Origin of the sequence: Neobacillus fumarioli NBRC 102428 (assembly GCF_001591485.1) — a bacterium.
Classification (GTDB): domain Bacteria; phylum Bacillota; class Bacilli; order Bacillales; family Cytobacillaceae; genus Neobacillus; species Neobacillus fumarioli.
In genome coordinates, this window is the sequence record NZ_BCUZ01000091.1 from 1 (window position 1) to 11,012 (window position 11,012).

At 37.4% G+C, this 11,012-nt stretch carries 11 protein-coding genes; 3 read left to right on the top strand and 8 right to left on the bottom strand.

The genetic code is table 11. The annotated features are described in order from the left end of the window. Positions 1 to 24: 24 nt before the first annotated feature. The 8 genes from tatA to corA all read right to left on the bottom strand — a co-directional run bounded on the left by tatA (position 25) and on the right by corA (position 7,088). On the bottom strand, positions 25 to 240 hold the full coding sequence (gene tatA / locus BFU02S_RS11980) for a twin-arginine translocase TatA/TatE family subunit (RefSeq protein ID WP_066370881.1): 216 nt from the start codon (positions 238 to 240) through the stop codon (positions 25 to 27). A 98-nt stretch (positions 241 to 338) separates the two neighbouring features. Beyond that, positions 339 to 1,550 carry a D-alanyl-lipoteichoic acid biosynthesis protein DltD gene (gene dltD, locus BFU02S_RS11985; protein WP_066370884.1) on the bottom strand — a complete coding sequence of 404 codons (1,212 nt, stop codon included), beginning with the start codon at positions 1,548 to 1,550 and terminating at the stop codon, positions 339 to 341. Continuing rightward, entirely contained in the window at positions 1,547 to 1,783 is a 237-nt protein-coding gene (dltC, locus tag BFU02S_RS11990) for a D-alanine--poly(phosphoribitol) ligase subunit 2 (protein ID WP_066370887.1), read from the bottom strand. Before dltC ends, dltD begins: the two co-directional genes overlap by 4 nt. Positions 1,784 to 1,788: 5 nt before the next feature. Continuing rightward, positions 1,789 to 2,952, bottom strand: coding sequence for a D-alanyl-lipoteichoic acid biosynthesis protein DltB (gene dltB, locus BFU02S_RS11995; protein ID WP_066370897.1), 1,164 nt, complete (start codon positions 2,950 to 2,952; stop codon positions 1,789 to 1,791). Then, complete coding sequence (gene dltA, locus BFU02S_RS12000) at positions 2,949 to 4,466, bottom strand: D-alanine--poly(phosphoribitol) ligase subunit DltA (RefSeq protein WP_066370899.1); 1,518 nt, start codon at positions 4,464 to 4,466, stop codon at positions 2,949 to 2,951. The genes dltB and dltA overlap by 4 nt, the downstream gene beginning before the upstream one ends. 17 nt (positions 4,467 to 4,483) lie before the next feature. Then, on the bottom strand, positions 4,484 to 4,633 hold the full coding sequence (dltX, locus tag BFU02S_RS12005; protein WP_066370901.1) for a teichoic acid D-Ala incorporation-associated protein DltX: 150 nt from the start codon (positions 4,631 to 4,633) through the stop codon (positions 4,484 to 4,486). A gap of 269 nt (positions 4,634 to 4,902) precedes the next feature. Then, a complete protein-coding gene (locus BFU02S_RS12010; RefSeq protein WP_066370904.1) occupies positions 4,903 to 5,952 on the bottom strand; it encodes a M42 family metallopeptidase in 1,050 nt (349 codons plus the stop codon). 185 nt (positions 5,953 to 6,137) lie between these two features. After that, positions 6,138 to 7,088, bottom strand: a complete 951-nt coding sequence (gene corA, locus BFU02S_RS12015; RefSeq protein WP_066370906.1) for a magnesium/cobalt transporter CorA — start codon at positions 7,086 to 7,088, stop codon at positions 6,138 to 6,140. 373 nt (positions 7,089 to 7,461) lie between these two features. On the opposite strand from corA, the gene BFU02S_RS12020 reads away from it, so the two are divergent. From BFU02S_RS12020 to BFU02S_RS12030, 3 genes are read left to right on the top strand one after another with little or no spacing between them, the layout of a single operon-like run. Next, complete coding sequence (locus tag BFU02S_RS12020; RefSeq protein ID WP_066370908.1) at positions 7,462 to 8,787, top strand: spore germination protein; 1,326 nt, start codon at positions 7,462 to 7,464, stop codon at positions 8,785 to 8,787. A gap of 29 nt (positions 8,788 to 8,816) precedes the next feature. After that, the gene (locus tag BFU02S_RS12025; protein ID WP_066370909.1) at positions 8,817 to 9,887 is read left to right on the top strand and encodes a GerAB/ArcD/ProY family transporter; all 1,071 of its coding nucleotides are present in this window, start codon (positions 8,817 to 8,819) and stop codon (positions 9,885 to 9,887) included. After that, on the top strand, positions 9,884 to 10,984 hold the full coding sequence (locus BFU02S_RS12030) for a Ger(x)C family spore germination protein (RefSeq protein WP_066370912.1): 1,101 nt from the start codon (positions 9,884 to 9,886) through the stop codon (positions 10,982 to 10,984). Before BFU02S_RS12025 ends, BFU02S_RS12030 begins: the two co-directional genes overlap by 4 nt. The last annotated feature ends 28 nt before the right edge of the window (positions 10,985 to 11,012 follow it).

Genomic DNA, 11,012 nt, shown 5'->3' on the forward strand with positions numbered 1-11,012 from the left:
AAACCGGGTAAAACCCGGTTTTTTTTACTTTTTCAATTGGATGGATTCTTCTTTTGCTTCTTTTACATCCGCTTTTATTTCTTCTTTAATATCATCAGCAATTCCTTCGGTTGCCTTTTTGAATTCCCGGATGGATTTGCCTGCAGCACGTCCGATTTCCGGTAATTTGTTTGGCCCAAAGATAATCAATGCAACAATCAAGATTAAGATTAACCCAGGAAAGCCAATATTTGATAGCATGATACCATCTCCTAACCAAAAAGGTTAATTTTAACTTCCTCTTTATTATAACCTTTTGTCCACCATTGTTCTAGTTATGTCTGAACAAATAAAAATCTTTATAGGTTAGTCGGCCAAATGATTTCGTCTTTCGGATTTTTAACTCCGTTATAAAAATCTTTTATAGCCCGGTCGGTGTATACCCAGCCTTTCCAGCCGATGTGGATGGTATCTTTTAAGAAGTAAGGATCATACTCGTGTTTTGAGAAATCGGCAATTGGAAATCCCATTTTCAAAACTTGGTTTCGAATTCGATTGTAATAGGCAGCGCGTCCTTCTTTTGGAAATCCTGTATAATCATACCAGAATCCATTACAAGGAATAGAAATGAATAATGGTTTGGCACCTGATTCTTTTAAAACGTCAAGAACCAATTGAAAATCATGGTATTCCAGGCCTTTTCCGTATGTCATATGTCTCTTTTTCCCTTTGAGGAAAGGAACCGATTTTCTCATCTTATTATACTGATAGTTGCTGACGTAAAAGCGGTTATTGGTTGATAATCTTGCTCCTTCTTGGTTAGCTAGATTTTCCAATTCATTCCAAGACTTATTTCTGACAACACTGCTAATTTCCCGGCTGCTTGGAGAGCCGCCAGCCAATGAATAATATAAATCTTTTTTCGTAAGCATATTGCGATAAATTAAAGCAAATGGACGAACAATCATTGCTTTTCCTTGTGTCCAAGGATCATGATGAATTTCAGCTTTATATAATGTCGATAACATTGGATCTTTTTTAACTGGCGTAAATCTTAACAGCCGTTTGATCGCCATTTTCTTAACTTTGGGATCAACATTTTTGTTAAAGGCGAGATCGTATCCCTGCAAGGAAGAATAGTTCGGAACAAAATGTGATTCATCAGTTCCAGTTCGTTGAAACCATTGAGGGGAGATAATAAATACGATTTTTCGTCCTTTAAGTTGATCAATATGTTCAGAGAAATTTAAAAAATGGATGAGTGATTCCGTTCCCCCACGGCCAACAAGAAATGGGGTAAATGGAGCCCCGGTTTCCTGAAAATAGTTGGAAGGATGGAACTTATCAAGTCTTGAAAGTTCACTTGACCCATACATAGGTAAATAATGCTGATCATCCAACATTTGTTGCTGAATATATTTACCCTGAAACATTACTGGATTTAATTCTGTCGCAGCCTGAGCAACTCTTTGCTTGGGAATCATACTCTCAATCCACTGGTTTGGTATTGTAAATACAATAATGACAACCAGAACGGCTGCGATCAGGGGTGAGAATATAGCTTTTTTCATTTCCGATCCGCCAGCTGCATGGCAATATTATTAGGAGTATTCCAAGTGTCGCGATCGAATTCTGTTATTGGAACGGTAATACCGAAGCGATCTTCAACCTGAACAAGCAATTCAACTGTACCAAAAGAATCCAATAAGCCGGATTCAAATAAATCAATATCCGGATTTTCCTTTACAACATCATCTTGACAAATTTCTACTAATAAATTGATAACTTCCTGTTTAAAATCCATTGTATTCATACTCCTTTAATAAAATATCCTGAGAAAATATAAAAACCAAAGCATACAAAATGGAAGGTAATAATGACCGATAACACATGTGTAAATTTGTTTTGCGGCCACCATTTGTGTTTTTTGTTAAAACGTTCAAATGTATTATATGCAACCATTAGGAACGCTTGGTATGCTCCATATAAAATGTATTGGATCTCTAATCCATGCCATAGACCCATTAATAAAAACAATACAATATAACCAAGATTTGAGGTGACATTGCGGTTTTTAATCCATTTCTTCTTTGTTACCGTAAACACAAACCGCATAAACACATAGTCTCTAAACCAAAAAGAAAGCGTAATATGCCAGCGATTCCAGAAATCTTTAATATTCCGACTGATGAATGGCTTATTAAAGTTTTCCGGTGATTTAATTCCCATCAGATAACTAACGCCTATCGCAAAATTACTATAGCCGGCAAAGTCAAAAAAGAGATACATGCTATAACCATACATATAGTAAAGATTCATTTGGAAGTGACTATGCGTAATATATCCCAGCTCTGCAATAAAATAATGATTAATTGCATAACCGATAATGTATTTATACAAAAAGCCTAGAAAAATTTTATTAATCCCTTGGTATAGGAAGTGTTTATATTGTTCTCCCGATATTTCGGTATCCATATCCTTGTCAAACCGACGGTAACGATCGATTGGACCTGACGATATGGTTGGGAAGAATAAAATAAAATAGAGCAATCGATGGAGGGGAAGGTCCTGTTTGATCAGTCCATCCCTTGTTTCCATTACAATTTGTGTACCTTTAAAAGTTAAATAAGAAATGCCAAGAAAACCGACTAAGTTTGTAGTTACAATATACGGCAATAATTTTGAAACAGCCAAAGGCAGAATTGATGCAATGACTGCAAGATAGAAAACGACGGTACTATTGGCCTTTTTTCGATAGGCTATGTAGACCTTAATTAATATGACCTGCCATACTGTGAAGATGATTAAAGCCAGCGCCTGTCGATGAGTAGATGAGAAAATTAAACAAAGGGCTAAAATCGTAACAACCATATTGTAAGTATGAAATCTTTTCCCCATTAACCCGAGTATAATGGTTGGAGTCAAAAGAATGGCAATGATGATAAAGAATGTAAATGAGCCATATGGTGTCATTGTAATACCAATTCCTTAATTTTTTTTCGATCCAATTTTCCATTTGCCGTAATTGGTAGTTCATCATGGTAGGTGAACTTTCTTGGAATCATGTATGCAGGTATCAGCTCGCCCAATTCTTTTTTGATTGCACTTGTTAACTGATATTCCTTTTCAAATCCATGTTGATTAGGAACAATCGCCGCCAATAAATATTCAATTTTCTCATCTTGATATACTGGAATTACAACGGCTGATTTTACGTATTGTGATTTGGCAATATGATATTCAATTTCTTCTAGTTCCATCCGATAGCCATGCAGTTTGATTTGAAAATCAATTCTTCCTTTATAAAATAGCAGGCCGTCCTCGTCGCAATAACCGGCATCGCCAGTTCGGTATGCCTGTTCGTTGGAATATTGGAAAAAGGCTTTTTCCGTTAACTCCTTTTGACCTAAATAGCCTTTACTTACTCCAGGGCCAACAATAATCATTTCTCCTTTTTCTCCTGATGAAACCTCAGCACCATTTTCATCTAACAGTAAGATGCGGGTGTCACGTTTCGGCCTGCCGATAGGGAGAGTTTGATGTTTGTCCAGAAGTTCTGCTGTTACTTCAATCGAAGTGATCGCAACTGTTGCTTCGGTAGGACCGTACGTGTTGTATATTTTCGCTTTCGGGAATCGTTCCATCAATTGCCGGCAAACTGATACAGGCAAAATTTCCCCACAAAATAAAAATACGGATAATTCAGCAAGCAGCTCTTGATTAAATGATGGGTCCATTAAACACATTTGGGCAAACGATGGTGTCGAAGTCCATACTTGCGTATTAGATTTTGCCAATGCTTCAAACAGCAGTTTTGGTCTGGCAATCATTTCTTTTGTTATGGCAAAAATACATCCACCGGTGGCAAGAGCAGGATAGATGTCCATTACAGATAAATCAAAGGAGTATGGAGCCTGATTTAAAAAGCGAAGCCCGCCGTTAATTGGAAAGTCTTCAGTCATCCAATTAACAAAACTTTGTAAATTGTTGGCGGAAATTTGAACTCCCTTTGGATTGCCAGTACTTCCTGATGTAAAAATAATATAAAAGTTATCATCATCACGAACCCAATTGGAAGGGGTTATTGGCTCTTCAATTCCTTGCTGAGCCAAGACATCTTCATAATCTGCGACTTTTACCGTCGTTTGATTTATGACAAGTGGTTTTTCTGAGTTGTTTATAACCAATTCTGTTTGGGCACTGTCGATAATCTTGACTATTCGTTCAATTGGAATCGAAATATCAACAGGAATATAAGGATGTCCAGCTTTCACACATCCTAAAAAAGAGATGATCATCGCTGGCTCCATGTGTCCGTAAACCAAAATTGGCGATTGCTTTTTTAAGTTTTGCTTTAGAAGGTAGTCAGCCATCCGCTCTGACCGCTCCCAAAGTTCCGCGTAAGTGACTTCTTCAGCAGGAGAGATATACGCTTTCGCGTTTGGATTAAGATGCGCAAACTCTTTAATCGTATTAAGTAACTTCATGAATCGGCTTCCTCCTTTTAGAAATCATTGTAAATATAAGTGCCGGCACTTGCGTCGTTAAATCCATACATAAATAATAATAAGAGGAGGATGAGCAAATAATAGGCAAATCGTCCAAACCATTTGACTGTTTGGTTAGTGATCAATTGTTTAAGTTTATCATACATGGTGGTTTAACCCCCGTAAAAGATGACTAAAATGATAACGATCATTTTATAATTGTGATTAGGCAAGGTTTCGATTCTCTAATTATTCTTCCTTAGGTAGGCCTAATTTATCATAATTCAGTTTCCGTATTGTTGCAATAAAATTATGATGAGAAAAAAATAAAAAATGACTGTTTAATCTATAAAAAATGCGGTAAAGAAGACCAAGTGCTGCACACTCGGCCTTATCTTGTATTTGTATTTATATGAAAGATAAGATTCCTGAGATATCACAATACTAATTCAGATTGCACATAGTGATACAAAAGCTTTGCTGTATTTTCAATCGATGATTGATGTGTCCGTTCAAAGGCATGGGAAGAATCAATTCCCGGACCAATCAGGCCGTGAACAATATCATGGCCTGCGCGGATCGCTGCAGAAGCATCTGAACCATAGTACGGATAAATATCCAGTTTGTAGTCAATCTTATTTGCTTCTGCGAGCTGTACCAAATGTTTGCGAAGTCCATAGTGATATGGACCGCTTGCATCCTTGGCACAAATCGATACTGTATATTCATCTGTTGACTGCCCGTCACCCATTGCCCCCATATCAACGGCCAAGTATTCTACCGTTTCCGGAGTGATATTGGAATTTCCGCCATAGCCAATTTCTTCGTTGTTGGAAATTAAAAAGTGTGTCGTAAATGGCAAAGTAATATGTTCCGTTTTGAGCTGCTTTATTAATTGTAGAAGGATTGCAACACTGGCTTTATCATCCAAATGGCGGGATTTAATGTAACCGCTTGGTGTCACTTCGACTCTTGGATCAAAGAAAACAAAGTCGCCAACCTCAATTCCGAGTGCGCGAACTTCTTCAGCGTTATGTACTCTTTCATCGATGCGAATTTCCATATTGTCCTGATTTCGTTCTGCTTTTCCGGCATCTTTATACACATGGACAGATGTTTGATGCATTAGAATCGTTCCGGTGTATTTTTTGCCTTTTGCGGTTTCAATTTGACAATATTCCCCTTCAATGGAGTTGAATTTAAATCCGCCAATCAAATCGATTTTTAGCCGGCCATTTGCTTTAATTTCCTTCACCATTGCTCCAAGTGTATCGACATGCGCCGTCAGCATTCGACGTTTGGTCGTATCGGTTCCTTCAAGGGTTGCAATTAATCCGCCTTTTCGGTTTCTCATAGTTTCAATTTGCAGCTCGGCAAGATACTTTTCCACAAAGTTAATGACTTCATTTGTATTCCCTGAAGGGCTGGGTATGGACACAAGCTTTTTAATTAAGTTAATGGTTTCTTCCGTATTTGGGTATGTCACACTGCGTTCCCCTTTCTTCGGGTTTTAGGCCTTCATAATGTCTCTCTCTATTATAAATTTAATCATTAGATCATTAATTGTTCTTTTGTGTTCAGAAATAGCAATAAAACACAAAAAATAGTATTAATTTATAATTTACACTGTTACCAAAATACCAAAAGCTTATCATTTTTTTCAATAAAAATTTATTTAAACCATCCTTTTTTCTTAAACCACCAACACAATCCTAAGGTGACGATGAACATAACAAGAAGGCAGGCAATGTATCCATATTTCCAGTGTAACTCGGGCATATTTTGGAAATTCATTCCATATAATCCTGCAATGAATGTGATTGGCATAAAGATCGTCGTGATAACTGTCAACACTTTCATAACATGGTTGGTTTGATAGGAATTGATGGAAATGTAGCTGTCACGAATATCCGTTGTGAGTTCGCGGGCTGCCTCAATCATTTCGGTTAATTTGAGCAAATGGTCATGGATGTTGGAAAAGTAAACCATTTTACCCTGCATCTCTGTCATCCGCTGGGAATTTAAGATTCTGTAAATAAGATCACGCATCGGATTGATGGTATGTCTTAAGGAGAGCAGCTGGTGCCTTGTATAGAATAAATCATCAAGCAAAACATCCATTGGTCTTCCTTTGGAATTTTCATCAATCTCATTCAGCCGGTCTTCAATTTGATATACAGGTGGAAAATAATTGTCAACCATTTTATCAATGATTAAATAAATCACATGGGACGGGTCCAAACTTTGAATTGATTCACCTTGAGCTAACCGGTTCCACACATCATTAATTTCATATGATGGTTTTTGATGGAATGTAACAATGTAATGTTCACTTAAGAAAAAATCGATTTCTTCTCTTGACATCGTGTCTTGGCTAATCGCTTGCGTAACCAAAAATGTATAATCTTGATAATAAACAAGTTTTGGCCTTTGTAAAAAATGCATACAATCCTCAATTGCCAATGGATGGAAGGATAAGGGGGAGCGTAGAAACTCACATTCTTCATCGGTTGGCTGATTGAAATCAATCCAGTACCATTGAAAATCTCCTTTAACTACCTTGGAAATTTCAACATCCAATTTAAGTTCGTGATTTTTTGTGATGGCAATTGTTCTAATCATAAAATCTCCTCATAAAATCTTGGTCATACCCTTATATGGCTTTTTATTTTGCATATTTCCTCGAATCCACTTTTTCCCATTTTTCTGCCGTTTGATTTCAGAGTTCGTACCACCAAAAACAATACAACAATTATACCGCTAAGTACAATAAAAACTTCTATTATTAATTGAAAAATTGCAGTAGAAACCTATTTTTCCTGTATGATGATTTGCAGCATATTTGGCGAATCTTTTCAAGTAGAAGATATGTAAAAACAACATTCTCGAAAAACTTATACCTTAACCTGAGAAGGACAAGTCTGAAAGAATCTAGAATAAAATACCAATCTTTTTGGGAAATTATAAGAACAAAGCTTGTGAGAGGGTTAAAAATATGTCAGCAACCATGATGGAAACAATTAAAATGAATTTGATAAATCGTCTTCAAGAGGCGGAGGATGTTGTTTACAAGAATCTCCATACAAAGGAAAAATATCTAGAAGTCCTTTATATCAAAACCATCAGTGATGAATCTGTTTTTTATGATAAATTGATTAAACCTTTTTTTGAAATCGAGACCCCTGCCCAGTTTTTAACCTATCTTCAATCGAATCCCCAAATAAAAACTTTTGAAAGTGAATCTCAAACATTAGATGAGTTATTGCATGGTGTGGCGATTTTGTTTTATCAGGAGAACATTTTTTTATTTGATAATAAGGTGGATCATAACAAACAAGTCTTGGATACGACAGTTGAAACAACTGTTCAAGGACCTCAATCGGGATTTAGTGAAAGTCTTTCGGTCAACCTCGGACTGATCCGCCAGCGTTATCCAAGTGCCGAATTAAGCGTAGAGTCCATGTCCGTTGGCACGATATCCAAAACAAAAGTAATGGTTCTTCATGATCGGAAGTTTGCCGATCCGGACACATTAAGTAGAATTAAACAATTTCTTTCATCTATAGATGTACAGATGTTTCAAACAGGCGAGCAGCTTCTAGACATTATCAAAAACAGCAACCGTGCTCTGTTGCCCGTTATGCTTGTGACCGAGAGACCAGACCGGGTGGCAGTGAATTTAGCAACTGGCAAAATCATTGTTTTGGTTCATGGTTCTCCATTTGCTGTGATATTGCCGACAGTCATGAAGGATTTCATGTCTTCAATGGAAGACATCTATGAAACGTATTGGACCGTGAATTGTCTTAAAGTTTTACGTTATTTAGGATTTGTTGTAAGTATTGTGCTTCCTGGCCTGTATGTTGCGGTAACGAGCTATAATCCGGAATTGTTCCGGGTGCAGCTGGCATTATCGATTGCCGGAAGCCGGGCGGGGGTACCTTACCCATCTTTTTTTGAAGTGCTGTTCATGTTGATCATGATGGAAATGCTGACGGAAGCAAGTATCCGCCTGCCAAAAGCAATAGGTCCGACAGCGACAACCGTCGGCGGTTTGATATTAGGACAAGCAGCAACAGAGGCCGGACTGGTTAGTAACATCATGATTATTATTGTTTCGGCTGTTGCCATTTCGAACTTTGTTATTCCGATTAATTCCTTCAGTATCACCATTCGGGTGATGAAGTACTTCGTCTTGGTGACATCCACCTTTTTTGGATTAGCTGGCTGTGTCCTTGGGTTTCTTATGATTATTGCCTATTTAGTCCGGCTCGACAGTTTCGGTGAGCCTTTCCTTACATTGATCCAGAGTAAACCGTAAAATAAATAGGCAAACTGGGAGGAGGCTGTATGAACCGGTATTTTATGTATTTAATGCTCTTAAATATGATGGCGAGTGCCATTATATTTGTTCCGAAAATCCTCATTGACGCCAGGTTTCACGGAGCAGTAATGTCCTTGATTATTGCTGTTCCTATCGGTACAGGTTTTTCATTTCTGCTAAGTAAAGCATTGGAAAGGTTCCCAAACAAAGGTCTCCCGGAAATATTAGATCTGGTAGCACCCAAATGGCTGAAATATACAGTTCTAATCATGTTACCTGTTTTTTGGTATGTAGCAGGTGCAATGACCTTAGTTGGTTTTATTGATATTTTGGAACGTTTCATTAATCCTGAAGCACCAAAATGGATGATTTTGATGATTTATTTAGTGGTTCTTTGTATAACCATTGAGCTTCCAACTCTAAGGGTCATGTATCTATTAGAAATTATCCTATTTATGAATAGCCCGTTTATCTTTTTCATGATTTATAAAGCATTTACGGATGATTACATGAGCTGGGATTCTATTTTGGAAGCATGTACCCATGTGTTTGAATGGCCTAGTTTGACAACGATCGCTACAGCATCATTTGTTTTTTGCGGCTATACCAATTTGATTATCTTCAATCGATTATTTAAAGAGAAATTAAAATTTTGGAACTTTGCGGCTGTTATTCTTTTAGGAGTTTTCAATCTATTCACTTCCTACTTTATTCCAATTGGTATAAACGGAATCGATGGTTCGCATGCATTTTTATACCCTTGGATTGCAACAGCAGACTCCTTAAGACTTGTTTACAGTCCAATTGAGCGAGCGATTTTCCTGTTTTTAATGCTATACATAAGTATTACGCTGATGAGTGTAGTTGTTCATTGGCATGTTGGCTATGAATTGATAAGTGGAATGAATGAGAAAAAGAGTACACTGAAGAAATGGATCATTGTCGGAATTTTTATGGCTGGAACCATCCCTGCCATTCTGTTCTTAGATACCATTGCACTTTTTAAAATTGCAGGAGTTTTTATGGTGGTTAGATTGGGCGCTGAAGTGTTTGTTATAGCCTTGACGATGTATTTGACAAGGAGGAAACCAGCATGAGACTTTTCCTGAAAGGTTTTTGGATATTTTGTATATGTGCTGGATTTTTGGCGCTTGGAGGATGTGGTTTTAAAGATATTGATAAACGTTTCTTTGTTGTTGCTATTGGAATTGATGAGTCAAAAGACAGCCTTAAAAAGTACAATATCAGTCTTAAATTCGCCATTCCGTCCAGTTCAAGGGAGGAGCCGTCAAAATCGATTATCATAACACAAGAAGCTGATACTATATCAGAAGCGATCCGCATTATTAAAACGAAGGTAGATCGGGAAATTGATTTTAGTCACACAAAAGCGATTTTATTTGGAAAGAAATTAGTAGATAGAGAACTGCCTCCCGGTATTTATTTCTGGTTTGTTAGAAGAAGGGATATACAGGAAATCGCCTGGGTAGGGATTGGAAAACCAACTGCATTAGAGGTCATGAAAGTCAGGCCCAAATCCGAGCATTTTCCGGGAGATGCCCTGTTTTTGGCGCTTGGGAAAGAGGGCTCTGAAACACCATTTATTAATTCGGAGTTTTTGTATGATTTTAAAAAAAGAATCACGGAGAAGGGGTTGGATCCTTACTTACCGATTCTCGAAGCCCAGAAGGACTTAATTGTGATCAATACGGTAGGCGTGTTTGATAAAAAACGCTTAAAGTTAACGTTAAACCCAGTAGAGACGATGATTTTAAATTTCTTTTTAGTAACGGAGCCAAAAAGTGCATTAAAAGTATATCACAACCAAGAAGTTGTGATTGATACAAAGTCCGTGCATCAAAAGTTTAAAATCGTGCAACCAAATGGGCGAAAGCCTTATATTCAGGTAAATTGCAAAATAACAGGTATACTTGAAGAGGCTGTAAGTTTTGGGGTTTATAACGAACAACTTTCAAGCTATGAGAAGGCAGCTGAGAAAGAATTCGGCAGCACTATTAAGAGGTTATTAGTAAAATTCCAAAAAGCAAATGTGGACCCACTAGGCTTTGGCTTACGCTTTCGCGCGCATAGTTTTCATAAAAACGATTGGTGGGAATGGAAACGCTTATATCCAACCATTACATTTAATGTTCGGACAGATGTGAAGATAGAGGATACCGGGTTAATTGAATAAGTGTGGTATAGGGGAAAAACCTTTTATC

Coding starts and splice junctions, on each gene's coding strand:
- dltB (WP_066370897.1), bottom strand. CDS start 2,952: ATGACACCATATGGCTCATTTACATTCTTTATCATCATTGCCATTCTT.
- BFU02S_RS12025 (WP_066370909.1), top strand. CDS start 8,817: ATGAACCGGTATTTTATGTATTTAATGCTCTTAAATATGATGGCGAGT.
- BFU02S_RS12030 (WP_066370912.1), top strand. CDS start 9,884: ATGAGACTTTTCCTGAAAGGTTTTTGGATATTTTGTATATGTGCTGGA.
- tatA (WP_066370881.1), bottom strand. CDS start 240: ATGCTATCAAATATTGGCTTTCCTGGGTTAATCTTAATCTTGATTGTT.
- corA (WP_066370906.1), bottom strand. CDS start 7,088: ATGATTAGAACAATTGCCATCACAAAAAATCACGAACTTAAATTGGAT.
- dltD (WP_066370884.1), bottom strand. CDS start 1,550: ATGAAAAAAGCTATATTCTCACCCCTGATCGCAGCCGTTCTGGTTGTC.
- BFU02S_RS12020 (WP_066370908.1), top strand. CDS start 7,462: ATGTCAGCAACCATGATGGAAACAATTAAAATGAATTTGATAAATCGT.
- dltA (WP_066370899.1), bottom strand. CDS start 4,466: ATGAAGTTACTTAATACGATTAAAGAGTTTGCGCATCTTAATCCAAAC.
- dltC (WP_066370887.1), bottom strand. CDS start 1,783: ATGGATTTTAAACAGGAAGTTATCAATTTATTAGTAGAAATTTGTCAA.
- dltX (WP_066370901.1), bottom strand. CDS start 4,633: ATGTATGATAAACTTAAACAATTGATCACTAACCAAACAGTCAAATGG.